A 24,546-nucleotide genomic window follows, 5' to 3' on the forward strand; every position below is an offset into this window, starting at 1 on the left:
CTCCATTCCAGATCGCCCCAAAGCGGCGATACCCGCCGCACTCCAAAGCGGCTGCGCCGCCCTCGTGGGCAGACGTATTGCGATCCATCAGCAAACCTGATGGAGAGCCACTTTTTATTCCCCGGGTGGCAGCTACGCGATGGCGACTTGGATTTCGTGGCGCTCGCCTCACCCACCGGCGCGTCGGTGAACCGGGCGGGGGGAGTCTGTGCTCGCCGGCACGTGGCAAGGGCCGTTATGCTTTCAAAAGAAGATCCACGGCCCGCGCTTCCTCGTCCACCTGTGCCGCAAGCGCCAGCAACTGGTCACCCGGAAGCTTTCGCACCTCCTGCATGATTTCGGCGATTCCCATGGGGGAGTATTAGCTCAAAAGCCGGCCGGTCGCGAGCTGCATGGACGTGGAGCCCGGCTCTGTAGCCTCGAGGGTTCACCTGCTGAGTTCCCAATCCGCCAAGCCCTCCTCCGTCTGCCTGCGGATCTCCGGGTCGGTGATGGATTGGATGGCGTTGCGAGCGGCGGCGGGGTCGGGGGCGGTCTTGTGGTTGAGGATAGCTTGGGCGAGGGCGGCGTAGCCTTGGTCGCGTTGCCAGGTGGCGGTGGGGGGGAGTTGGTCGAGGAAGTCGCGGGCAGCGGCGGGGTCGGCGGCGAGCTTGGGGGTGAGGGCGAGCTGGAAGAGGTCGCGGAGTTCCTCGCGGGCGGGGAGGGCGATGGCCCAGGTGGCGAGGGCCTCGGGGTCGCCGCCGGTGATGGTGGGGTAGCGAGTGCCCGAGCTGAAGAAGCCGCGGAGGAGATCCCATTGGCCGGTCTCCATGATGCGGTCGACGGCGAAGGGGAGGCCGGGGTTGTCGGAATTCATCTGGCCGAGCAGGAGGCGGGCGGCCTGGGCGCGGTCGGCGGCGGGGACCTTTGCCCAATCGGTGGCGAGGAGGTCGGGCTTGAAGCTACTCAGGCCATTGGCCCAGCCGGTCATGAGGGCGAGTCGGTCGGCACCGGCGGGAAGATCCCGCCATGATTCGGCGAGCGGGCGCTCCTTCAAGTTGACGGGGGCGGAGCGGTAGATGCTGGCGAGGCGCTCTTCCAGATCCTCCGGCGCGGCGGAGGCGGCAGCCATCTTGCGCAGGGCATCGGCGGCGGCGTCGGTGTCCGCGGTTTTCATGACGTAGCCGATGGCGTTTGTTTGGAACTGCGGGGTCATCTCGCCGAGGACGGAGAAGACCAGTTGCGGGTTCTTGACGCCGACCAGCATGGCCCAGCGGTCGCGCTGGCGACCGGTGCCAAGCCCGAACTTCGAAAGGATCTTCCAAGACTCCAGCGGCTCGGCGAGGAAGGCATCATCGAAGACGGCGCGGAAGGCGCGGCCGTGCTGCTCGCGGGTGTTCCAGGCTTCCTCGATCGAGGCGGCGATCGCGCCCTCGAGATCGACGAGGGCCCATGCCTTGAGCATCGCGTATTGGGCGCTCTCGCGCTCGCCGGTGCTCATGGACTCCTGTGCGAGACGGTCCCATGCGAGGCGGTATTCGGCACCGCGGCTATTGGCGGCCGGGCGCGGCGGCTTGTTAGAGCGGGCGCTGTTGCGAGAGGCGTCCGGTGATGGAGAAGAAGCTGCGGCGGTATTGCCGGTGGAGCTGTCCGGTGAGGTAGAAGCGTGGCGCGGCAGCAAGGCGGCGATGCCAAGCCCGGCAAGCAGGGCGGCGGCATGGCTGGCGATGCGTTTGGAGGAAAGCTTCATGGCGTCTCTTCGTGTCGCGATTGCGGACTGCGGAAGCCTGCCCGTCCCCTTGCCCGCATCGCGTCCGGTCCGACGCGGCAGCGCCCGGGACCGCGGAGGCTCTGCCCCGCAGAAGCAACCCTGGTATCGCTACGCATCGCGCGATGGTCGTGGAGAGCGCCGCCGCTTGGCTGCCTATCCTTTCGTGATAGAGGCAGCGAGGGACCATCCTGCGGGTCGGTGGCTCCGCGCTCCCAGCGGTAGAGCTGTCCGTGAAGCATCACGGGAGTGTGCCGCGGCTGGGTCATCTGACAGGCTTTCATCGCGGGCGGGGGAGCTTTTCCTTGAGGGTGGGATCCGCGATCTGCGCGCGGAGGCCGGCGGCGAGATCGGGATCGCGTCTATCGACGGCGCGGGCGAGCGAGTAGAGGCCCATCTCGCGGTCGAGGCCCGGCGGCAGGGCTTGCACCCAGGCGGCGTAGTCATCGCCGTGCTCGGCGTTATTGCTGCGGCTGCGGAGGTTCCACGCATCGAGGCGGCCTTGCCAGCGCTCCGGCGTATCGGCGGGGATGAGTTGAAGCAGGTCGAGGAACTTCGCGGGGTCGCTGCCCTCGAATTTCCCGCGGGCGGCCTCGAGGGCGCGCGCATGGCGTTCCTCCGGCGGAAGCTCGTCGAGCAGGCTCATGGCGGCAGCGGGATCCGTCTCGATGAGATGGGAGAAGACGCGGTCCCGCAGTGCATCCGGGGCGGCATCGGCGAGGCCCGGGGCGGCGGCACGGATCGCCTCCAGGACCTCCTCTGCGGTGGCGTGGCCGTGGTGGACCTGGAAGGCCCAATCGCGGTCGCCCATCAGGGCATCGACATCGCGCTGGAGGAGTTCGGCGCGGTTGCTCGCGTTGTCCGGCAGGCCGCCGAAGGCGAGGCGCTCCGCGAGCGGCAAGCTGCGGTCACCCGCGAGCGTCTCCTTCACGTGTTTGCTATCGGCGAGCTTGTCGCGGAATTCCGCGGGCAGGCTTTCATCCGCCAGCCAGGCGGCGAAGCGGCTACTACGATTCTCGTAGTCCTGCGGGCGGTATTGGAAGAGGAGATGGATGGAGTCCTCCGCGACGGCGAATTTCAGGAAATCCGCGCTGCGCTCCAGAGGCCAATATCGGCCGAGATTGGCGGCAAGGTCCGGCCACAGCTTGTCGCCGGAGGCTTCCTTGAGCCGGGCGATCAGGGCTAGGTCGGGGTTCTTGCCGAGTTCATCGCCGAGAGTGCGGGTGACAGTGCCGCCCAAGTCATATTTCGCGGCCTCCGGGAGCATGGCGATGGCGGGGTCCGGGCCGTGGCGGGCGAGTTGCTCCTTGAGGGCTGCCGGGATGTTCTTGGTGACCATGCGGGAGGTGTTGCCCTCGCGGCCATCGATCCAGGCGAAGAGGGCGGCGGGATCGCGATCAAGCCAGTGGTAGAGGAGGGCGGCGGCCTCCACGGACTTGGGGGCGTGGCCGTATTCGTCTTCCTCGTAGGTGAGCGCGAGGTTTTCAAGGGCGGCAGCGATGTCCGCGGGGACGGTGATGCTATCGATGCGGGCCGCGAGGTCCTGCTGGAAGGCGGCCTTTTTGGCATCGGTGGCGGGGGCGGGTGAACGGGCGTTTTGGAGGAGTCGGCCGGCGCGCCCGGCGGGGTCGTCGTTGCGAGCGGCGGATTTGACCGCGGGCGGGCCTGGCGGGGAGTTAGATCGGGGGGCGGCGGGGAGGGATTGGTAGACGGCCCAGCCGGCGGCGGCGGCGAGGAGATGGGTGGTGATCGGGCGCGTCATGAGGGAGAGGGAAGGCGAACATCGAACATCGAAGTGGAAAGGCAGCTACTCGCTTCGGCGTTTTTCGGCGGTGGCGATGCTGGAGACGAAGATGCGGACGAGCTGGTCGGTTTCGTCGAGGAGTGAAGGAAAATTCCGATTCTTGGGAGCGAGCTTTGCGCGGAGGATCTCCTCAAGATCGTATTTCCGTTTTTCCCTTCTCCCATTTCTGCCTTCGGTTTGATGCCTTCCACTTGGAAGTTCGATGTTGGACGTTCGATGTTCGATGTTCGCATTTTGCCTTCACCGCTTGATCTTCTTCTGTCCGGTGATGAGTTGCCAGTTGTAGAAGTCCGTGACAGCGGTTTGCTTGGCAACGGGGTCGGTGATCGAGTCGATGGCGCGCTGGGCGGCGGCGGGGTCGTCATTGACCCAGACGGAGCCGAGCATCAGCTCGATGAAGCCGTGCTCGCGGTGCCAACTGCCGACGGGGAGCGCCTCGAGCCAGGCGCGGCCGGCGGCGGGATCGGCGATGAGTTTTTCCGAGATGGCGAGATTGAAGATGAAGCGGGTTTCCTCGCGCTCGGGCAGGGTGAGTGCCCATTCGGCGAGTGCCTGGCGGTCGGTCTCGAAGCCGCGCAGCTTGTCGCAGACGCCTTGCGAGAGGGTGCTCCATTCGCCGGCTTCGATGCCTTTTTCAATCGCGTCGAGCAGGGCGGGGCTTTCGTTGTCGACCTGCGAGAGTAGCATGCGGGCGGCCTGGCCGCGGTCGGCGGCGGGGATCTTGTCCCACTCCGCGGTGAGCGCGGCGGGGTCGGCGCGGCGCTGGGAGCTGGCCCATGCGGCCATCTCGCGGGTGCGCTCGCCGCTGGCGGGCATGCCCGTCCATTTCGCGGAGAGGCTCGCGGGATCGGCGGTTTGCGGAATGGCGCGGTAGACTTCCTGCAGCCACTGCTCCTGCTGCTGCGGGGTGCCGGTAGTGGTGAGCTTGGCCAGCAGCGCCGGCCGCTTCTCCGCAGCGCCCACATCGCCGCTCAGGAACATGATCGCCAGTGCGTTCTGGCGCACTTCATCTGGAAGCTCGCCGAGTACGGAGATGATCATTTCGCGATCGCGGTCGCCGACGCTCCGGGCCCACATGTGCGCGAGAAGTTGCCGAGCCATCCCCATCCGCGGGCCGGAGAGGGTCTTCCACGATTCCAGCGGGTGCTGCGTGAAGGCCTGGTAAAAGGCCACCCCGAGCGGATCCTGCCCGTTATACATCGGATCGCGCTCGTCCCATGCTTCCCCGAGGTAGGCGGTGAGCGCGCCATCCAGATCGAAGAGCGCCCACTCTCCGAGCATGCGCTTCTGGGCGGCGATGCGCTGCTTGAAATTGAGCGGCTCCTTCGCGAGGTCCGCCCAAGCGGCGCGGAAGGCCGCGGAACGGCTTTCACCGGTGCCGCCGCTGCTGCTCTTGCCACTGCTGTTAGAGAGCTTGGCGTTCCTCGCGGCCTCCTCCGCGGCCAGCCGTGCGGCGGCCCGTGCGGCGTCGTCATCGCTGTTAGAAGATGAAACCGCGGGCAGGACGGCGGTGGCCAGGGCGATGCCGAGGAGCACCGCGCCGGCGTGGGTGGCGATTCGTTTGGCGGCGGGTTTCATCGGCGTTGGGTGATGCGTTTTTGAAGGGCGGGATCGGTGACCTGGTTGCGAAGCTTCACGGCCAGCTCCGGGTTCGCGGCCTGCACGGCGCGGGCCAGCGAGTAGAGGCCCATCTCGCGGTCGATGCCGGGCGGCAGGTCCTGGACCCATTCGACGTAGCCCTCCTTGAGGCGCTCGTGATTGGTGTAGCCGCGGGCGTTCCAGGCATCCAGCCGGCCCTCCCACTGCTCCGCGGTATCGGCGGGGACCTGCTGCATCATTTCCAGGAACTTGGCGGGCGCGACGTCATTGAAGTGGAGGCGGGAATAGGTCAGCGCCATCTCGCTGCGCTGCGCCTCCGGCAGGTCCTTGAGCAGCTTCATGGCCTCCGCCGGATTCTCCTCCGCGAGCTCGCGGAAGACCCAGGTGCGCAGGGCCTCGGGCTCCTTTTCCGCGATCTCCGGCGTGCCGGCGCGGACGGCATCCAGCACTTCCTGCGCGGTCGCCTGGCCATGGCGGAAGGCGAATGCCCAATCGCGCTCTTCCGTCATGATGCGGGAGACATCGCTTTGCAGGACCCCTTCCAGATTCCCGCCGTCCTGCACGCGCAGCTCGAGCGGCACCTTGGGATCGCGGGCCAGTCCTTGGCGGGCGAACTCGTTTTCCGAGAGGCGTTGGCGGAAGTCTTCCGGCAGGGATTCGTCCGCGATCAGCCCGGCGATGTAGCTGCCCTGGTCGCCGTGGAGGCGGTGGCCGATGGCCATGAGCGGTTCATCGCACTCGACGGCGAGCTTGACCAGATCGGCGAGTTTGTCATTCGGCCACTGTCCGCCGATGTTGCGGGAGAAGTATTCCCAGTTCTCGCCGCTGAGGGTCGCGCGGGCCTTCAAGACCGCGGCCTTGTCGCCGGACTTGGCGACGGATGTGGCCAACATCGAGGCGACGGCGTACTTCATCTCCCCGGCCATCCCGATCATCGGCAGCACGGCCTCCGCGCCCAGGCGGCGGTAGAGTTCCGGGGCGATCTGCTGGATGTCGATGCCGACCGCATTGGCCCGGGGGCGGTCGGCCTTGAGCCAGTCGAAGAAGCCCTGCGGGTCCTTGGCGAGCCAGTGGTAGGTGAGTGCGGCGCGATCGGCGTATCCCTCTTGGGTCAAGCCGCCGCCCTCCGCGGTCAAGGCGACCAGGGCTGCGCCGATGTCCTCCGGGACGGTGATGCTATCGATGCGGTCGCGATACTCCTTGATCGTTTGGGGCGGCTCCGTGCGCGCGCCGTCGTTGTAGGGTTCGTAGTCGGCAAACGGGTCGCCACCGTTCCCCGCCGGCTTGAGGGCCTTGGCGAGGATTTCCGCGGCGGCCTTCTCATCGGCGGGGGAGCGCGGCGCGGACTTGGCAGGAGCGGCTCCCATGCCGGCGGCGGAAGACGCGCCGGTGCCACCGAATACGCCCTGCGAAGCCGCACCCTGATAGACGGCCCACCCCGCCGCGAGGGCGAGGCCATGGCTGAGCGCGGTGCGGACAATCCGCGATCTAGGATTCATCCGTTGCAGATAGGATTTTGCGAGGCGGCACGGCAAGGAGATGAATCGTCATTGGAAAGGGATTTTGATGAGGGGAATACAGGGGATATACGGGGTAGGGGAGGAAGGCAGAGATGCGAACATCGAACATCGAACGCCCAACATCGAACGTCCAAGGTTGAAGGGGGGGCGTGGGAGCCGCCACCGTGTTGAACACTTGGGGGCGGTGCCAAGTATCGTATCGCCGGTCCGCGGCGGCTAGTAGTAGATGAGATCCGTATCGGTGAAGCCGTCACGGCCCCTGCTCGGGTCGTTGAGACCTTTGTAATAGCTGCGCGGGTCCTCGCCGGCAGCAGGGTCATTGCCCGCCGGTTGACTCGCACGGACGGAGTCGGGAGCCGCTGAACGGCACGAAGGCGCGGCCAATGACAGGAGCAATAAGGACAAGCGGAGGGCCTTCATGGAGGGAATGGCAACGTCGTCATTGATAGCAAAATTCCACGAAAATCGCGAGCCTGATTTTCGGGAACTTCGGGCCTGAGGTGGTTGCGACGGCGAGTGCTCTTTGATCACGACTGCATCCTTGATCCGCCCGCGGATCTAGGGATGATCGGAATGTTAGATAGGCACTTATTGTATGAAACCAGAATGCGGCAGTCCGGGTCAGATCATTGCGATGGGGGGCGGGGGCTTTTCGATGGAGTCGAATCATTTGATGGATGACTTCATCCTGTCGCTATCGCCGCGGCAGCCGGCGCGGGTGTGCTTCGTGCCGACGGCGAGCGCGGATTCGGCGGCGTATCTGGTGAAGTTTTACCGGGCCTTCAGCGGGCGGGCGATCGCGACGGACCTGACTTTCTTCGATCCCTCCTCGCCAGCGCGGCGGCCGGAGAGGTCTTCGGAACTGGAGGCGTTCGTGGCGGAGCAGGACATCATCTACGTGGGCGGCGGGAATACGGCGAACCTGCTGGCGATCTGGCGGGCGCACGGGCTGGACAAGATCTTGCGGGAGGCTTGGCTGCGCGGGGCGATCCTGTGCGGGGTGAGTGCCGGGATGATCTGCTGGTTCCGCGGCGGGGTGACGGATTCCTTCGGCGACCTGGAGGCGCTGCCCGATGGCCTGGGGCTGATCGATGCGACAGCCTGCCCGCACTACGATGGCGAGGCACAGCGGCGGCCGACGTATCAGCGCCTGGTGGGGGACGGGTTTCCCGGAGGGTATGCGGCGGACGATGGGGCGGCCCTGCACTTCCGCGGGACGGAGTTGGTGGAGGCGCTGAGCTCACGCGATGGGGCCGGGGTTTATCGGGTGGAGATGAGGGATGGGGAGGTGGTGGAGCGGAGATTGGAGACGCGGCTGCTGGAAGGGCAGAAGCACTAATCACCAATCTTCCGATCACCGCACCGTAGGAGGACTGATGCCGCTCCACCTTATGGGGGTATCCTTATGGGGGTAACCTTTGCGTGCCGTTTGGGGCTACGGGTGGTGTGCCGTTCGGGGCACCACCCCCGTCCCGTTTCGGGGGATGGGGGGCTGTCCCGATCCGGGGGGCGGGTGGGAGGAGCATCCTGCACGCTGGCGGGGGGCAAACTGCTCCGTGGGGATAAGGGGCGGCTTGGTAGAGAGGGCGCGGAGGGGGTGGCACGAGGCCTGCGAAGGAGGCACTATCATGAATCCCGACAACAGCGACTACGATCCCGCCATCAACGACCACTCGGGGGATCTCCCGACGAAGGAGCACGGCACCAGCCACCTGGTGCGGAAGGAAGGGGTGGGCGGTGCCGTGGGCACGGCGGTCGGCACGGCCACCGGGGCGGCGGCAGGAGCCGCGCTGGGCTCGATCGGCGGACCCGGCGGGATGGCCGTGGGAGCCTTGGTCGGTGCAGCGGTGGGTGCCCTGGGAGGGAAGGCTGTGGGAGATAGTGCGAAACCGGATCTGGAACAGGAGCAGGCACCGGGAGAACGGCCGAACGCGGTGGAGCCGCCGCGAGAAGGAGACTGAGGTGAAAACAATCGAAGGCCGCCGCGGAATTCGCACGCGACGGCCTTCTCCTTTCGTGAACCGTGCGGCTGAGTTTCTTCACCCGGTCGCCCGAGAGTCATTGGAGGGGCCCGCATCGTGCATCGTCGTCACGGTCATCCGTTGCAGGCAGGGACAGGCTGCCACGCCGGGTTCATTTCGTCAGCGGGGATGGAGTTCCGGAATTCGATGCCCCTATACGGGCTGGCGTTCGGGCGAAGCGAAATGCTGTCGCCCTGAGCGGTCCGCGCTGCCATCATGGCCGGCGTGAAGCTCGCGCTACACCGCTCGCTTATCTTCTGGTCGGGAATTCTGGTGATGGGGTTCATCGTGTGGGCGTGGCGGGATTCGGCGGAACATACCCTCCGGATCATGCGCGGCGAATGGAGCCTATCAAACCGTCGTGCCGGGATGTCGGTGCAATTCCACCAATTCGGTTCCTATCTGCCGGCCATAGATCGCATCCCGGGCATCAACGATCCTGTGGTCTTTGCGGTCTTCCGAGCCTTTCCTCCACCGCATTTCCTGAAGACACCCACCGGCAGCGTTATTCAAGAAGAGATCGAAAGCGGCACACTTCCAGATCTATCCGAACATCCATCGGTGAGAGAACTCGACAAGGTGATTTTGCATCGGGCCGAGGCTCCGGGCTCGTGGATTCTTTTCATTCCTCACTGGCTCATCCTGACTGGCGTCGCGGGGGCGTGGTCCGGGCTGCTGGTGTGGCGGGCGCGGCGGAGAAGGGCGTGCTCTGAATGAAGTTACCGGCCTACGTGTCCCCTGTTGGGGGCGTCGGCTCCTTAAACGTGGTCCCTTGGGTAATGCATCCTGGCGTGAGGATCCATCCCGATCCTTCAGTGCGATCAGTATCAAGGTACCGTTCTGCGGGGCAGAGCCTCCGCGGTCCCGGGGGGCAGGCATGCGGCGGACCTTTCCGGTGTGATGCGAAGACGGATCGTCTCCTTGTGCGGAGGCGGGGTTCGGCTAGGGTGGCGCATGCGTTTGACCGGGAAGATCGTGCTGCCGTTGGTGATGCTGGGTTCTGCGGCTTTTTCACGGGCCAAGGAACTGCCGGTGGTGCCAGCGGATCTGGCGAATTACGTGGCGCGGGCCGAGCCGGGGTTTGCATGGACGGTGGAGGATGTGCGGGAAGTGGGGAATGTGAAGGCGTGGCGGCTGAAGCTGACTTCGCAGGTCTGGCAGGGCATTACCTGGAGCCACGATCTGCTGGTGGTGAAGCCCGAGGGGGTGGCGACCGGGAAGATGCTGCTGTTGAATGAAGGGGGCGGCGCTTCGATGGAGAAGGCGATGTATGCGGCGCTGCTGGCGGGGAAGATCAAGGCTCCGGTGGCGATGCTGCTGGGCGTGCCGAACCAGCCGCTCTTCGATGGCAAGAAGGAGGACGATCTGATCGCGGAGACCTTCGTCCGCTACCTCGATTCCGGCGATGCCTCGTGGCCGCTGCTCTTCCCGATGGTGAAGAGCGTGGTGAAGGCGATGGATACGCTGCAGGAATTCAGCAAGAAGGAGTGGGAGGCACCGGTGGAGAAGTTCATCGTCGGCGGCGGCTCGAAGCGTGGCTGGACGACCTGGCTGACGGCGGCCAGCGATCCGCGGGTGATGGCGATCACGCCGATGGTGATCGATGTGCTGAACATGCGCCACCAACTCACCCACCAGCAGAGTTCGCTGGGCGGGGTGAGCAACCAGATTTCACCGTATACGAGCCGCGGCCTGGTGCCGATTCCGGACACGCCGCGGGCCGAAAGCTTGTGGACGATGATCGATCCGTGGACCTACCGGGATCGCTTCACCATGCCGAAGCTGATCGTGCTGGGGAACAACGATGCCTACTGGAGCACGGATGCCCTGAACCTTTATTGGGATGCCCTGCCCGGGGAAAAATACATCTCCTACACCCCGAACGCCGGGCACGATCTAACCGAGCGCGATGCTGCGGGGAAGAAGCTCAATGCGGACCGGGCCATCAACAACGTATCGGCCTTCATCCGCTATCAGCTCAGCGGGAAGCCGCTGCCGAAGCTGGGCTGGAAACACGGCACGCAGGCCGATGGCGGCCTGGGTCTGACGGTGACGGCCGAGCCCGCGCCGCGGGAGGCGCGGCTGTGGGTGGCGCGCTCGGATACGCGGGATTTTAGGAAGGCGCGCTGGGAGTCGCAGGCGATCGCGCTGAAGGAGGGCGAGCCGGTGACGGCGAGCCTGGTGAAGCCGGAGAAGGGGTTCATCGCTTACTACGCGGATCTGGGGTATGAGATCGACGGGCTGCCGCAGTGGTTGTGCACGCAGATGCGGGTGGTGGGGGAGTGAGAGGCAGGAGTGAGCGGTGAGCGGTGAAAAGGCAGGGAGGCTACCGCGGAGGCGCAGAGGTCGCGGGGGAACGCGGAGGGCTTGGGGTTCGGATTTCAGATTTCAGATTTCAGATTTCAGATTTCAAGTTTGAGATCCGTGATCCGTGATCCGAGATCCGAGATCCGAGATTTGAGATCCGAGATTTGAGATTTGAGATTTGAGATTTGAGATCTTGAATTTCAGGGTTCTGCTTCTGCCTTCATTCGATGTTCACGGGAAGGCCGGCAGTCAGGCGACGGCGCTTTCCGTGCCAGCCGCGCGATGGATAGCGCTGCTCGGGTGGCTTTTGCGAGACAGAGCCTCCGCGGTCCCGGGGGGCAGGCATGCTTCAGACCGGAAGGGCTACAGGAGGGTCTGTTAGGCTCGCGATTGCACCCTTCGGTCCATTCCCAATCGGGCGGGGCGGTGTAAACAGGCGGCCGTCATGCCCCTGTCTACCCATCGCCCTGTTAGTGCCGTTGTTTCGTCCGCGCTTCTTGTTTTTACTGCCGCGAGCCATGCGGTGCAGCCCTTCGGACATATCATCCGCAAGAACGATCCCGCGCTGCCTGCGTTTGCTTCGGCAGGGATGTCGGCCCACGAGGGGTCCGCGGGGTCCGCATTCCATGCGACGATGAACTTCCCGAATGGCGCGGGCACTTACCCCGTGAACGGCTTCGGGTATTTCGACCAGAATGCGGCCTTCAAGTGGGCGGCCTATCTCGAGACCGGAGTGCTCGCGGGATTCTACCCGACGATCTCCGGGCCGCTGATTGGCAATCCCGCGAAGTACTTCGCCATCTACAATGTCCCCGGCGGCAAGACGCGGGTCGGGGTCGGCAATGGCAGCACCCTGGCAAAGGACTTCGCCTTCGAGTTCAGCCACGGCGCGAATCCCGACGATACCCTGACCGGGCTGGCTCCGGGAGACAAGATCCTGCAGCTGATGGACCAGGGGACGACCCTTTCGCTGGTGTCCTTCAATACCAACGGAAGCCTCGATATCAGCAAGAACTACACGAGCCCGCTGCTGCTCCCGCAGGTGGGGGAAGAGGAGGCCGATCCGCAGTATGCCTCGATCGCGAGCATCCCCGACGGGTCCGGTCACTACCTCACGGTCCAGAACTCTAACAACGGCAGCACCCAGACCTTCCTGGTCGTGAATCTCGATGCCTCCGGGGGTGTGCGTTGGGCGCGGACATTCTCGATGAATGCCACGCCGCCCTTCAGCACGCTCAGCCACAGCCCGGCGATGCTGCCGGGTCCGGACGGCTCCTACATCTTCGCGCTGGCGGCGACGGAACTCGACTTCGAAACGCTCGCCTACACACAGAAGACGCATCTCATCAAGTTCAACGCGAACGGGACAAAGGCTTGGTCCAACACGCTCTCCGGGGCCTCGCTGATGGTGGGCCAATACTCGCCGAACGGGAACGATGTCTGGCTCACCGGCTCGAAGATTGATCTCTCCGTGGAGCCGCCGGTCATCCAGCCGCTGGCGCTGCGGCTCGGCAATGCCACCGGCCAGGTCTCCGCCGAGTTCCGGCCCGCGGTGGCGCCCGGGACGGGGGCCTTCATCAGCATGATCGCGGTAAATGCGGACGCCGCTTACTTCAACATCCTCGACAGCGCCGCGCCGACCCGCTCGCTGGTCGCGAAGGTGGCTACGGGGTCGGCCAGCGTGCAGGGCTTCGTGCGCAACGATACCTTCACCAGCGGCGCGGCGCTTTCGATGCGGGACACCACGGGTGCGCTGTCCTCGGAATCCGGCGACGGGCTCCGCGTCATCGGCTACAACCCGGGCTTCCAATCGGTGGTGGCCGTGTGCCCCGACTACGCGGCCACGCCCATCCCGCTGCTGACGCCGGCGCTCACCTCGCAGGCTCTGGTCATCGATCCGCAGGCGGCCACCATCACGGCCAGTGCGAGGAACACCGCCCTGACCCCGATCACGCTGCCGATCCATGCGCTCGCCTTGAAGGTGGATCCCTACCAAGCGCCCGTGCCTCCGCTGAAGCTGGCGGTGACGACTTCCCGCAATGCGTCCGGCCACCTGGTGCTCGGCTTCACCGCGCAGGCCGGGGTGAAATACACGCTCCTGCATTCTCCGGACTTGGTCACCGCTTTCCAGCCGGTGCAGACCCTTAACGGCAGCGGGGCTCCGGCCATCTTCACCGTCACGAACCTCTCGGCGGGCAAGGGCTTCTTCAAGATCAGTGACGGGAGTCCGTGAAGGCGATCCGTGGTGAGCAGAGGCGGAAGAGGACTGCATGGCGCAGACCATGGGAAATGCAATGTCGTGGCGACAATTCGCCCTCTTCATTCCGCGGAATGCGGGGGGCGATATCGGGAAACAAAGGATTGCGGTGGTGGAACGGAAATTGCGATGGCGGCGTATGATCCATCAGCCCGCACTCCCCCTGGAACGCAAGCCCTCCCAGCCCTTGGACCTTCAGGCGAGGCATGACCGTCAACGGCGGCTGCGTGGAAGCGTCAGCGATTCCCCGCGCTGCAAGTGGAGCCGATCCGAGTGTGAGATCGGGGACTGGGTGGTGGCTGAAACGGTGGCGGAGTGGTCGAACAAATCGCAACGCCACCACTACTATCCGGCAGGATCCAGCGAGCAGTGGACCTTCCTGCGGGGAACCCGCTGGGAGGAGGCGGGGGAGATGGCGGTGTGGGTGAGGTTTTGAGTTCGCGGTGCGTGGAATTCCCGGACCGGGAAACGAGGCAGCTTCCCCCGCGAATATCAGTAGAAGTTATGCGTAGCGAAGGAGCTTGCGATTTGCCCGTTTTTTAGGTAAGGAAACGGGCGAACGTGCCCTATTCTCTATTGCCTTCCGGGATCCAGCATAGCTTGGAATCCGTGATTGCGACCCCCCAGCTCTCGCAGCGGAAGGTTCGCGCCGCGGATGCAGAGGGGGAGACTCGTGCCACGCTGGCGCTTGTCCAAGGCCTTGCCGAGAAGCCTGAGGAATTATTCTCCATGCTGGTGCAGGCGGTGCTCGAATTTTCCAATGGAGATTCCGCCGGAATCAGCCTGCTGGACGAGAAGAGGGGAAGGTTTTTCTGGCCGGCGGTGACCGGCGGACTGGCCTCCTACATCGGTGCGGGGACGCCCAGTGATTTCGGACCCTGCGGGACCGTTTTGGATCGGGATGCGGTGGTGCTGTTCTCCCACCCCGAGAGGCACTTCACTTATCTGGAACCCATCACGCCGCCGCTGGAGGAGGTGTTGCTGGTGCCCTTCCATGTGGATGGGAAAGCGGTGGGGACGATCTGGGCGGTGATCCACGAGCCGGGCCGGCAGTTCGATGCGGAGGACCAGCGGCTGATGCAGAACTTGAGCGAGCTGGCGTCTTCCGCGTATCGGATCCTAACCACGACCGGTGCCATGAAGGCGATCTTCGCCAAGGCGCTGCCTGCTTGAGGGCGGCTCCGGGCTCCTCCGGATGCTTGGAAATTTGCTGGCCCGTGTCTCTCCGGACCGGCTAGGGTCGCATCATCATGAAGGCTTGGTTGCTGGTTCTTGCCACTGTCTTTTTCCCATGGCTCGCGCTCAAGGCGCAGGAGCCGGATGCGGCCAAGTGCACCGTCCATGTCCTGGCGGACGACCGCTTCGAGATGTTCGTGAATGGCAAGCCGGTGTGGAAGGCGGCTTCCTGGGACAAGGCGGTCTCGCAGGATGTCATGATCCAAGCCGGGGATGTGGTGGTCTTCGCGGTGACGGACGATCAAGGGGGCAAGGGCGGCGCACTCAGCGTGGTGATCGTGCGGGGCTTCGCGGTGGCCGCGACCACGCGGAATTTCCTCTACACTCCGGTGCAGAGTCCGGAGCTGCTCTCCGCGAAGAAGGTGAACGGCTTGAAAGCGCCGGAGTTCTCGCCCCTGCCGAAGATCAGGTCCTTCGGGCTGGGAAAGGAGAGGGAGCCCGCCAAGGCTTGGTCGAAGAACGTGGACCAGGATCATGCCACCATCTACTTCCGGTGGGTCGCGGATAAGTGAGGGGTCTTTAGCCGTTGGATCCGCACGATCCGTGGTTGAATCGCCATGGCAATGGAGAACCACGGATGGGCACGGATGAAAGGCCGCCCGCGGCAGGACCGATTCGCCTGTTGGACACCTATACACCCTTCGGCCCATAGGCAATCCCGCGGGGCGGTGTAGACAAGGGCCATCTTACACCCTTTCACCCACCGTCCTGTTAGTCCCGCCGTTTCCCCGGCACCTCTGTTCCACGCCGCCATGTAGGCAGTGCAGGCCTCCGTTCACTTCATCCGGAAGGCCTTCTTCAAAACCAGCACGGTAATTCCCAATCCTCTTGGGCTGTTCAAGGGGTGGTTATTGTTAGGGCGGATCGCCTGCCGTGATTATATTCTGTTAGATTAACCGGTTTTTAAATTGATCTTATGATAACTTCCAAAGCGGCCCTCCGGGTCTTGAGGGTTCGCCCGTTCCTTGCCGTCCTGTCGCTTGCACTTGCCCTTGGCACGGGCGAGGCCCTGGCCGAGATCAAAGCCTTCACGAGTACCTCGGGAATCACGATCGGTGATGTCGCGGCTCCCACCAAGGCCACTCCCTATCCCTCGGCGATCAATGTCTCCGGCATGGGCGGCTTCATCCACAAGGTGAGCGTGCAGTTGACCGGCCTGACCCACACGTTTCCGGACGACGTTGACGTCCTGCTGGTCGCACCGGACGGCACCCAGGCCTTGCTCCTATCGGATGTCGGGGCCGGCAGCGACGTCAGCAACGTCACGCTCGTGATCGACGACGATGCTGCGAACTACCTGCCGGACGCCGCCCTCATCTCAAGCGGGACCTACAAGCCGACCAACATCGGGAGTCCCGACAACATTCCGGCTCCCGCCCCGGCGATCAGCGGCAACACCGCGCTCTCGGCCCTTGACGGGATCAGCCCGAACGGGGTCTGGAAGCTCTTCGTGGTGGACGACAATTTCGGCGATTCCGGCAGCATCACGAGTTGGACCTTGAACATCGTCAGCGTGGTCCCTGCCGAGCAGGGTCAACTGGTGATCAGCGAATTCCGGCTCCGCGGCCCGAACGGCGCGAACGACGAATTCGTGGAAGTCCAGAACACCACCGATTCCGGGCACACCGTGCAGAGCGTCGGCAGCTCCACCGGCTACGCCGTGGCGGCGTCCGACGGGGTCGTGCGCTTCGTGATTCCGAATGGCACCGTGATCCCCGCCCGCGGCCACTACCTGGGGGTCAATGTCGCCTCGCCCGGCTACAGCCTGGGTGCCTATCCCGCCGGAAACGGGACTACCGCCACCGGCGATGCCACCTACACCACCGAGATCCCCGACAACGCCGGCATCGCGCTCTTCCGCACGTCGATCCCGGGCGATTTCACGCTGGCCAACCGGCTCGATGCGGCGGGCTCCACGACGGAGCTGAAGACCCTCTACAAGGAAGGCACCGGTTACGGGGTGGTCTCGCCCTTCGCCATCAATTGCTCGCTGACCCGGAATCTGTCGGGCGAGGGCACCCGGGACACGGGCAACAACGTGGCCGACTTCTTCTTCTCCGACACCAACGGGACTTTCGCGGGGGCCGGCCAGCACCTGGGGGCGCCGGGGCCGGAGAATCTGTCATCGCCGGTCCGCCGGCGCAGCGGCCCCCCGCTGGTGCGCAGGCTGGTCGATCCGGGAGTCGCGATGACGATGCCGCCGAACCGGGTCCGTGACATGGCTTCCGTGCCTGCGCAAAACAGCACCTACGGTACCATCTCGTTGAGCCGGAAATTCGTGAACTCCACCGGCGTCAACATCACGCGGCTGCGCTTCCGGGTGGTCGATCTTTCGACCTTTCCCTCGCCATCCGATATCGCCGACCTGCGGCCACGCACCAGTGCCGACACGGTGGCCGCGCTGAGCGGTGGCGGTGGCAATGTCACGGTGCGCGGCAGCACCCTCGAACAAGCCGCGAGCCAACCGAACGGCGGCGGATTGAACTCCACCTTCAGCGCCACCTCCGTAGCCGTGGCGACGCCGCTGGCCAACAATGCCGCGATCAACGTGCGCTTCCTCTTCGGAATCCAGCAGAACGGCGCCTTCAAGCTCGCGCTGATTCCGGAAACCCTGCCTGCCGCCGCCACGGGGATCTGGATCATCAGCGGCCACACGATTAGCGGTGCCGGGGATGTGGAAGCCATCGCCGCGTCCACGGCCATCGTCAAGGTGCAGCGGTTTGCTTCGAATGTGAACATCGACCATATCTGCTCCCCGGGGGTTCTCTATCAACTCCAGCGTTCGCTGGATCTGAACTCCTGGACGAATCTCGGCTCGACCATCGCCGGCACCGGCCTGCCCCTGACTTACATCCACGCCGCCGCTGCCGGTCCCAACAAGCAGTTCTACCGCTTGAAGGAGGTTCCTTGAGTCCGGCCTCCTCAGTTCTTCTTCTCCGGGGCGGCCGGAGCATTGCGGCTTCCCCCCGCGGTGGGTGCGGTGGTGCTGCCGCCGCTGGTGCTTCCCGCGGCTTGCCCTCCGGCACCTGCCGGGGGCGTGGACGAGGGCGGCAGGCCGCCGCCGGGAGCCGGATCCGGCTTGGTGTCGTGGGCGCTTGCATTCTTCCCCGGATCATCGGGAGCTTGTCCGTTCGAGGTGCCCTGGGGTGATTCGGGCGCAGGCTTCTCCCCGGGATGGGTGAAGTTGCGGTCGAGCAGTTCGCCCTTCGGCGGCCTATCGCAAGAAGGCAGGAAGGAAGCGATGCAGGCGACGGCAATATATCGGGTTCTCATTTTCGGATGCTCTGGATTTTCAATGGCTCAGCGGCGCAGGAGGACACGGCCCGCCACGATCCCGATGGCGAAGCTGATGCCGAGTGCGAGGGCTGGATTTTCCGCGACTGCCTGGAGGCTCCGCGCTCGCATCGTGCGGGGCGTGGATTGGGCCCGGTTCGTCCACCGTCCGCGCCAGGGAGTCCGGCCTCCCACGGGGAGGGGCAGGATCCGCCCGGACTCGGATCTCACGGAGGCGTCCACTTCCGATTCCCGGTGAATGCGGGGTCCGAAGTTCGAAGGGCGGCGGGTGGCAGCTTCGGCGGTTTGTAGGGAATCCATAGCCTCCCGCTTTCGCAGATCGCGTGCCTTGTCCGGGTGGTGGCTTATGAGGCCGCCAGATCTCTCCCGTGTTCCAGCATGCAGGGATCGAAAACATTCGCCGCGGTCTGCGCCAGGGCCTCCTTTACGGCATGCTCTTCCTGGAGGCTCTGCTCCAGCAGTTGGGCGTCGTCCTGGAATCCGAGGCAGTCCGCGAGCGAGGCGGCGAAACTGTAGGCGGCGATCTCGTAGTGCTTGATCCGGTTGCAGTGGGCGATCAGCAGAAGGTCGATGACCTGCGGGTCCGTGGCCTCATCCAGATGCTTGTCCCCGCCCTTGATGAGGCCCTCGATGGCCTTGCACTTGTCGCTTCCGATCTCAACCCCGTGGCGGCTGAAGATTCCGCGAACGCGGTCGCGCTGGTCTTCGCACTCCCGCCCGTGATCTTCCAGCAGGGACCTGAGGTCCGGGGACGTCGCCCGGACAGATAGCTCCGCGAATGACGGCTGCAACTGATTCTCGAAGTCGTGGATATCCCGTAGCTGGTCGAATAGCAGATCCCTCGGAGTGTCGATTTTCATGGTGATGGAGATGGTCCGGGTTCCTTTCTCCCATCGCATTTTTTATGCCTCCCGGGAAAGGCGTGGCGGCATCAATCTTCCTGCGCGGGATGTCCATGCAGACGGCAATCGTGGCGTCTGCATTTTGCAGCGCCACCGGGTAGCTAGGCGGATGTCCTGGATTCAAGCTGCGCCGCCGCATCGCCACCCGCCGGGCCCAGAAGCACGCGACGCAGAAGGTGGAGATGGGCTTCGATCTCCTCTACCCTGGAGCTTTCGGCGCTTGTGGAAGAGCCGAACTTCGACAGCGATTGGATCAGGCTTCTCCTTTCTTCAAACAGGCGCACCGCCGACCACAAGGTCGCTTCGAGCCGGTGCGTCAGATCGGTCTCCAAGGCTTCCGGGCTGAAGGCGTGCCCGGTATGGCAACGGAAGTGCAGCGAGGTTTCCCCGCCGAGTTTCCAGAGGATTCCGCCGCACTCCGGGCAGGTGACGGCGCTGCGGTCCCCGAGGCCGTCCATGTCCTCAATGGTCATGCGGCCTCCGGCTGCCACCCGTGCCTCGGCCAGGAGTTCAAGCGGGGGATCTTTCCCTTCTCCCGGGCCCTCGGAGACCAGTCTGGCTACGGTTTTGCCAATGGCGCCCAAGGGCACCACCTGGTCAATTTCCACACGGCGGATCGCGGCTGCGGGCATTGAGGGAAATGCTGCGTCGGCAGGGTCCTGAACGACGCACACGCCGCCGCAGCGCTTGATGGCGGCGAGGCCGGCGACGCCGTCATCCAATTCCCCGGTGAGCAGGACCCCGATGGCGCGTCCGCGGTGATGGATCGCCGCCGACCTCAATAGCGCGTCGATGGAAGGTCGCCAACGGTTCTCCCGCGGGCCTTTGGTGACGCTGACCGTGGCGACATCGGCCAAGAGATGGCGATCGGCGGGTGCCACGTAGAGTCTGCCGGCCAGAAGGGGATCGCCATCGGAAGCTTCGCGGCAGTCCCACGCTCCGGCGGCCTGGAGCGCCCGGACGAAGTAGCTCACGGAAGCGTCCGGGGCGACGTGCAGGACCGCCATCACGCAGGCGGGAAGGTCGGGGGGTAATTGCGCGACGACTTCCTTCATCGCGGCCAAGCCTCCGGCGGAGGTCCCGATCGCGATGACGAAGGGCGGCGCGGCGGCGGCTTGCTCGGGGCTTCGGTCCATTGCGGACCTCTTGCAGAATACGTTCCCCGCCTCCGTCCGGCGGCCGATTGGCTGTTCTAACGGCAGGTTCGATGAATCCCCGGAAGCTTGGCCGGCCGAGCCTGTGCAATCTGCCATGCCGGAGTTATCTTATGCACTTGCTGCGATTCTTCCGCCAACGATTTTCAATGGTCCGTGAGGCTGGAACGGATATTGCGACGACGGGAAGCATGAGCGACGACAAAGGAAACACGTCCCAGGACCGCCGCGCCGTGGCCCTCTCCGAAGACCACGAGCGCCGGCATTTCATCGAGCAGTTCGCGAAGGACCATCCGGGCATCACGGAGGGAGCGGTGGAGGAGGTGCTCGACGAAGCCGCCGCTAAGATCGCGCCATCGGAAGACCGGCAGGAGCTGACAAAGGCCGTCGAAGAGGTGATCGGTTCACAGGATCGCTAGGGGAACGGCGCGTTTTTCCCCATGGAATTTCCAGGCCAGGTGTGTTCATGGAGCGGCGGGGCTCCCGAGGATCGTAACATCCGCGGGAGCCCCGGAAATCGTAGAGCGCCGGGATGGGCTCAGGATTCTCTGATCCAGATGGGCGTGTGGCCACCCTGTCCGTCATGGCGGTGGCCGAGGCTGAAGATGCGGATGGCGACGGGGTAGGTCTTCGACTCGCCGGCGGTCGATTCATCGATCCGGACTTCGTAGTGCCAGATGCGGGCCGAGAGGTCCCAACCCGGAACAGAATGGGCGGGCACGCATTCACCGAGGGCGCACTCGCCCGGATAGACACGGGGGATAGGGGAGGGAGGGGGCATGATGGGAATCCTGATGCGCCTGGCGGGGGAACTGCAAGGGGCTTTGGGGCGCACTTCATAAGCGATATGCTTAGAATACAATTGTTGCCGCCACGAGAACTCGTGGGAATTTCCGCGATGCCACTCTCCTACGCGGCCCTTCCAGATCTCGTTGCCGCCATCGACCGTCGGCATATCATCGTCTTTATCCACAAGACACGCGAGGTGAGGGCAGAGCCCCACATGATCGGCCAGCATCGGAAGACCGGAGCCTTCGTTCTGGTAGCTTGGGTTCTTGAGCCCGATGCGCGTTGGGAGAGATTCCGCTTCTGTGAAATCCGCGGATTGGAGGTTGGTTCGGGCGTCTTCAACGGTGTCCGCGAAGGCTTCGATCCCCGGGACCGATACTTTGGGGGGACATTGGCCTGTGTGTCGCAGCGCCGGCGTCACGCGGGATGCTGAAATGTAAATGCTGCCGCGAGGAGGCCGGACTGAAGGTGCTGGAGATGGAGGGCGGGCAGCCCCACCGGGTGTATCCTAGGAGGTCCGCAGCATCGGAACGGCGCTTCCATTCCATCCCCGCGATATACCCCGCCACAAGGACCGTTCAGCCGGGCGGTGCCGGTGGGGCCGTCCGTCGCGGGCGTCGTCGTTGGCTCCTGCGGGGCAATCCCGATTCACCCGTTGCAAGCCGTATTTTTGGCTCTCCGTCAGATTCGCTGAAGCTATTCGAGGAAGCTTCCAATGCGGATCGATGCCCCCCTTTGCGGCGCAGCCGCTTTGGAGCACCTGAACCGCGCTGAAGGGGTGTGGAGCATGGAGTAACTCGAAAAAGAGGTTTTACTGAAAACCAAAGGGTTATAATTCTTGTTGCTCGGGAGTGCGGCGGGCATCGCCGCTTTCGTGCGGTGTTGATTGGAGAACGCCGTCACGAATCCACCTCTTCGTTTTCCCCTTTTGGAAGCCGGTCAAGCGTCCGGCGCCTTCAGGAAGATCCGCAGCAGTTCAAGCGTAATGGCAGGGGCAGGACCAAGGCGAATCCAATACGGCGTTCTCCAGTCCAGATCGCCCTAAAGCGGCGATGCCCGCCGCACTCCAAAGCGGCTGCGCCGCCCTCTTGGGCAGACGTATCGTGATCCATCAGCAAATCTGACGGAGAGCCGTATTTTTTGGGGTGGCCTGTTGGAGGCGGACCCTAGCACAATCTCCCCATGAAAGCGATTTTCATCCTGCTTCTGCTGCTGGCTGCCAGCGGCTGCGACAACCGGAAGAAAGAAGCCCGGGCACCGGAGGATTACCACGAACAGGCGGCGGTGGATGCGGCGCAATCCGGGCTGGCCGCCGTGGTGACGGGGCTGAACCAGGATGCCTTCACCGCCCACAATGAATGGATGCGGGTGGAAACGATCACGCAGGAGCTCGGGCGCGAGCAGCGGCCCAAGGAAATGGAGACGCTCACCAAGGAGCTGAAGGATGCCACCGACGCGAAGGCCGCGGCGGAACAGGTCTACGCGGACCATGTCCAGCGGATCGTGGCCGCGCTGAAGTCGGCCCGGGCGCTGCTGGATGGGGCCGCGATCCCGAAATCCCTCAAGCTGCTGGAAGCGGAGATCCAATCCGCGGAGCGGCTCATCAGCGGCCTGGACGAATGGCGGAAGCGAGCCGACGAGGGCGCCCGCAAGCTTCTCGATACCACGGATTCCGTGGAGAGGCATGATGCCCAGAGGGATTACTACAAGGCCGCCAAACAGCCCGGGGATCTCATCCGGTAGCGCCCTATGGAGCGGGATCCGCTACTTCTTCTTCGCAGGCTCCGGGGCGACGATTCGCTCGATGTCATCCTTCCCTGATTCGCGATCGGGGCCCTTGCTGATCAGGATCTGCTGATCCTTTCCATCCTTCTGGCGGACGGCATAGCCGTAGGGGAAGCCCCACGGATCCACGGGATATTTTTCCATGCACTGTGCCCACCTTTCCGGGATGGGTTCTTTCGTGGGCTTGGCGATGAGGGCGTCCAGGCCTTGCGCCACGGTGGGAAGTTGCCCGGCGAGGTCGCGGTAGGCGAGGAGCGCCGCTGCGATCGCCTTGAGATCGGCAGTCGCGCTGGCGCGCTTGGCCTTGGCGGTTGAGTCCACGACGGCCTGCGGCGGCGCGGGTGCCGGCCTCTTATCGGCGGCCAGGAGGGGAAGCGCTGCCGCGAGGAGGAACAGGAGGGTGGAGGAGGTCTTCATGAGTGGTGGTATCTCTCCGGAGAAAGCCGCCGGGCAGGGGATCTGTCGGCACCGGCCGCAGATCGGGCCGCGGCGGGGCTAGGCTGACACCCTAGGCAGCGGGCTTTTCGTGGCCCTTCCTTCCTCCGCCTTCGCTTGCCCGGAGTCCTCACCCGTCCCTAGGAGCCCGTCTCGATCAGACGGAAGGATTTGGCCTCTTTTACCTTCGAGGGCCCTTCAAGGATGAGGAGCTTTCCCGAGTGGGCGGTGAAAACCTTGTCGAAGCGGGCATATTCCGAGCCGTCATCCAGCCGCAGGGAAAGGACGTTCTTTTCCACGGTCCACTTCGAGCCCTCGTCGAATCTGCCTCCGCTTAGCTTGCCCCCGGCGGCGAAGGTCAGCATCGTGCTGTCTTCCCGGGGAGGATCGAGGAAGCGTAACTCGAATTTGCGATTCGAGATACTTGCTTCGGTGATCATGCCCTTGGCTCCCGGCGTGACTTCATAGGCGACAAACTTCCCCTTGTTGTTGTTGAGAAGGTGAACCCCGCTGAAATCGACAAGCGGGCCGTTCCATTCCGCATCGCGGAACTCGGTGGTAGCCTCGCCATCATCGCGGCGGAGCAGGAACTTGCCGTTCTTGACCTCCCATTTCGCCTCATTGCGGCTGGCTCCTTCATCGATGGTGCCGCCGCCTTTCAAGGACAGGATCCTGAAGTAAGTGAACTTGCCGCCGTTTTCCTCACCGAAGACAAAGCGCCGGCCGCGAAGCATCTTTTCCGTGACCTCCTGCGTCTTCTCCCCAGCCTTTTCCTTCTCCGCCTGAGCCCGGGCGGGGCTGCCGTTGCTCAGGACCGCGGCGAGCGCGATGAGGGGAAGTGTCTTTGGAATTTTCATGAGCGGGATACTCAAGCGGGAGTTCTCCAGCCGCTTGTCCGAAGCACTCCAGACTAACTACGGAAGCGGTCAATTTAATACCGCCGTGTCGCATGGCTCCGGCGCTGCACCAGCCGGACCTGCGGCGCGTTCCGCGGCCCTCTTCCTCCGCCCCGCGCGCTTCACGGTGCCGGGAGTTTTCTTTTTTCACCAGCCACCCACCATCGCAGGATGAAACCCGCCCTGCACCGCTCGCTGATATTCTGGTCGGGCATCCTCGTGATGGGGTTCATCAGCTGGGCGTGGCGGGATTCGTTGAACACCCGAACGAACCCCATGTGGGGGTCCTGCATGATTGAGAGCGGGGCCGGCGCGCTGAGCTTTACCTATCGCCCCTCCGGGCGCCGTCCCGGATGGGAGTGTTTCCGGAATGAATTCAGCAAACCTTCTTCAGCCCTGTTCCCGCCTCCGCATTTCATCCGGGGCGGTATCGACCACGCCGACCTCAAAACGCGGCAGCTCTACTTGATGAAGTACGATGTGAAGGAGCTGCGGGAATTGAATGCGATGAACATGATTTACCGGACGGACCGCGACTGGCTGGTCTGCATTCCCTATTGGATGATACTCACCGGCTTCACGATCCCTTGGCTGGGCCTCCTCCTCTGGCGGGCCAAGCGGAGGAAGAGGGCCGCGGGGCTCCCCGGCGTCGGCGGGTCAGTCCTTGAATCTTGAATGGTGAGATGAATCGGAGGCCTTCTCAAAATTGAAGGGCAGACCCCATCAAGCGGCGCCAATGCGGAGGCGGAGAGGATCGGATCGATGCAAAGAAAAACGGACCCGGCCGCGGGGAGGCGACA

General features: G+C 64.4%; 23 protein-coding genes. 12 read left to right on the forward strand and 11 right to left on the reverse strand.

Annotated elements, in window-relative coordinates; translation table 11 throughout:
• Window positions 1-427: 427 nt before the first annotated feature.
• The 5 genes from ABWK72_RS22225 to ABWK72_RS22245 form a co-directional block, all read right to left on the reverse strand.
• Complete coding sequence (locus ABWK72_RS22225; protein WP_367871772.1) at window positions 428-1,729, reverse strand: hypothetical protein; 1,302 nt, start codon at window positions 1,727-1,729, stop codon at window positions 428-430.
• Between the two features lie 298 nt (window positions 1,730-2,027).
• Window positions 2,028-3,509 (reverse strand): hypothetical protein, encoded by a 1,482-nt coding sequence (locus tag ABWK72_RS22230; protein ID WP_367871773.1) that lies wholly within the window; start codon window positions 3,507-3,509, stop codon window positions 2,028-2,030.
• A 282-nt stretch (window positions 3,510-3,791) separates the two neighbouring features.
• Window positions 3,792-5,129, reverse strand: a complete 1,338-nt coding sequence (locus tag ABWK72_RS22235; RefSeq protein WP_367871774.1) for a hypothetical protein — start codon at window positions 5,127-5,129, stop codon at window positions 3,792-3,794.
• Window positions 5,126-6,649 carry a hypothetical protein gene (locus tag ABWK72_RS22240; protein ID WP_367871775.1) on the reverse strand — a complete coding sequence of 508 codons (1,524 nt, stop codon included), beginning with the start codon at window positions 6,647-6,649 and terminating at the stop codon, window positions 5,126-5,128. The genes ABWK72_RS22235 and ABWK72_RS22240 overlap by 4 nt, the downstream gene beginning before the upstream one ends.
• A gap of 237 nt (window positions 6,650-6,886) precedes the next feature.
• Entirely contained in the window at window positions 6,887-7,090 is a 204-nt protein-coding gene (locus ABWK72_RS22245) for a hypothetical protein (RefSeq protein ID WP_367871776.1), read from the reverse strand.
• A gap of 214 nt (window positions 7,091-7,304) precedes the next feature.
• Here ABWK72_RS22245 and ABWK72_RS22250 point away from each other — a divergent pair, with 214 nt between their 5' ends.
• The 9 genes from ABWK72_RS22250 to ABWK72_RS22290 all read left to right on the forward strand — a co-directional run bounded on the left by ABWK72_RS22250 (window position 7,305) and on the right by ABWK72_RS22290 (window position 17,402).
• Complete coding sequence (locus tag ABWK72_RS22250) at window positions 7,305-8,009, forward strand: Type 1 glutamine amidotransferase-like domain-containing protein (protein WP_367875368.1); 705 nt, start codon at window positions 7,305-7,307, stop codon at window positions 8,007-8,009.
• 289 nt (window positions 8,010-8,298) lie between these two features.
• Entirely contained in the window at window positions 8,299-8,631 is a 333-nt protein-coding gene (locus tag ABWK72_RS22255; protein WP_367871777.1) for a glycine zipper domain-containing protein, read from the forward strand.
• Window positions 8,632-8,916: 285 nt separating this feature from the next.
• On the forward strand, window positions 8,917-9,408 hold the full coding sequence (locus ABWK72_RS22260; protein WP_367871778.1) for a hypothetical protein: 492 nt from the start codon (window positions 8,917-8,919) through the stop codon (window positions 9,406-9,408).
• A 237-nt stretch (window positions 9,409-9,645) separates the two neighbouring features.
• Window positions 9,646-10,977, forward strand: coding sequence for a PhoPQ-activated pathogenicity-related family protein (locus ABWK72_RS22265; protein ID WP_367871779.1), 1,332 nt, complete (start codon window positions 9,646-9,648; stop codon window positions 10,975-10,977).
• 466 nt (window positions 10,978-11,443) lie between these two features.
• Complete coding sequence (locus ABWK72_RS22270; RefSeq protein WP_367871780.1) at window positions 11,444-13,231, forward strand: hypothetical protein; 1,788 nt, start codon at window positions 11,444-11,446, stop codon at window positions 13,229-13,231.
• A gap of 163 nt (window positions 13,232-13,394) precedes the next feature.
• A complete protein-coding gene (locus tag ABWK72_RS22275; protein WP_367871781.1) occupies window positions 13,395-13,691 on the forward strand; it encodes a hypothetical protein in 297 nt (98 codons plus the stop codon).
• 173 nt (window positions 13,692-13,864) lie between these two features.
• Window positions 13,865-14,428 carry a GAF domain-containing protein gene (locus tag ABWK72_RS22280; protein ID WP_367871782.1) on the forward strand — a complete coding sequence of 188 codons (564 nt, stop codon included), beginning with the start codon at window positions 13,865-13,867 and terminating at the stop codon, window positions 14,426-14,428.
• 77 nt (window positions 14,429-14,505) lie between these two features.
• Window positions 14,506-15,003: a hypothetical protein gene (locus ABWK72_RS22285; RefSeq protein ID WP_367871783.1), complete on the forward strand. Its 498-nt coding sequence runs from the start codon at window positions 14,506-14,508 to the stop codon at window positions 15,001-15,003.
• A 404-nt stretch (window positions 15,004-15,407) separates the two neighbouring features.
• On the forward strand, window positions 15,408-17,402 hold the full coding sequence (locus ABWK72_RS22290) for a hypothetical protein (protein ID WP_367871784.1): 1,995 nt from the start codon (window positions 15,408-15,410) through the stop codon (window positions 17,400-17,402).
• An 11-nt stretch (window positions 17,403-17,413) separates the two neighbouring features.
• On the opposite strand, the gene ABWK72_RS22295 is transcribed toward ABWK72_RS22290, so the two are convergent.
• The 3 genes from ABWK72_RS22295 to ABWK72_RS22305 all read right to left on the reverse strand — a co-directional run bounded on the left by ABWK72_RS22295 (window position 17,414) and on the right by ABWK72_RS22305 (window position 19,823).
• Window positions 17,414-17,764: a hypothetical protein gene (locus ABWK72_RS22295; protein ID WP_367871785.1), complete on the reverse strand. Its 351-nt coding sequence runs from the start codon at window positions 17,762-17,764 to the stop codon at window positions 17,414-17,416.
• A 365-nt stretch (window positions 17,765-18,129) separates the two neighbouring features.
• Entirely contained in the window at window positions 18,130-18,645 is a 516-nt protein-coding gene (locus ABWK72_RS22300) for a ferritin-like domain-containing protein (protein WP_367871786.1), read from the reverse strand.
• 143 nt (window positions 18,646-18,788) lie between these two features.
• Window positions 18,789-19,823: a chemotaxis protein CheB gene (locus tag ABWK72_RS22305; RefSeq protein ID WP_367871787.1), complete on the reverse strand. Its 1,035-nt coding sequence runs from the start codon at window positions 19,821-19,823 to the stop codon at window positions 18,789-18,791.
• A 209-nt stretch (window positions 19,824-20,032) separates the two neighbouring features.
• Here ABWK72_RS22305 and ABWK72_RS22310 point away from each other — a divergent pair, with 209 nt between their 5' ends.
• The gene (locus tag ABWK72_RS22310; RefSeq protein ID WP_367871788.1) at window positions 20,033-20,260 is read left to right on the forward strand and encodes a hypothetical protein; all 228 of its coding nucleotides are present in this window, start codon (window positions 20,033-20,035) and stop codon (window positions 20,258-20,260) included.
• 119 nt (window positions 20,261-20,379) lie between these two features.
• Here ABWK72_RS22310 and ABWK72_RS22315 read toward each other — a convergent pair whose 3' ends face one another.
• Window positions 20,380-20,622 (reverse strand): hypothetical protein, encoded by a 243-nt coding sequence (locus ABWK72_RS22315; RefSeq protein WP_367871789.1) that lies wholly within the window; start codon window positions 20,620-20,622, stop codon window positions 20,380-20,382.
• A gap of 1,190 nt (window positions 20,623-21,812) precedes the next feature.
• On the opposite strand from ABWK72_RS22315, the gene ABWK72_RS22320 reads away from it, so the two are divergent.
• Complete coding sequence (locus ABWK72_RS22320; protein ID WP_367871790.1) at window positions 21,813-22,373, forward strand: hypothetical protein; 561 nt, start codon at window positions 21,813-21,815, stop codon at window positions 22,371-22,373.
• A 21-nt stretch (window positions 22,374-22,394) separates the two neighbouring features.
• Here the strand turns inward: ABWK72_RS22320 and ABWK72_RS22325 are convergent, their stop codons facing one another.
• On the reverse strand, window positions 22,395-22,832 hold the full coding sequence (locus ABWK72_RS22325; protein WP_367871791.1) for a type II secretion system protein GspG: 438 nt from the start codon (window positions 22,830-22,832) through the stop codon (window positions 22,395-22,397).
• Between the two features lie 158 nt (window positions 22,833-22,990).
• Window positions 22,991-23,707, reverse strand: coding sequence for a hypothetical protein (locus ABWK72_RS22330; protein ID WP_367871792.1), 717 nt, complete (start codon window positions 23,705-23,707; stop codon window positions 22,991-22,993).
• A gap of 210 nt (window positions 23,708-23,917) precedes the next feature.
• Here ABWK72_RS22330 and ABWK72_RS22335 point away from each other — a divergent pair, with 210 nt between their 5' ends.
• A complete protein-coding gene (locus ABWK72_RS22335; protein ID WP_367871793.1) occupies window positions 23,918-24,421 on the forward strand; it encodes a hypothetical protein in 504 nt (167 codons plus the stop codon).
• Window positions 24,422-24,546: the final 125 nt, after the last annotated feature.

The sequence above is a fragment of the Luteolibacter sp. Populi genome, assembly GCF_040801775.1.
Taxonomy (GTDB): domain Bacteria; phylum Verrucomicrobiota; class Verrucomicrobiia; order Verrucomicrobiales; family Akkermansiaceae; genus Haloferula.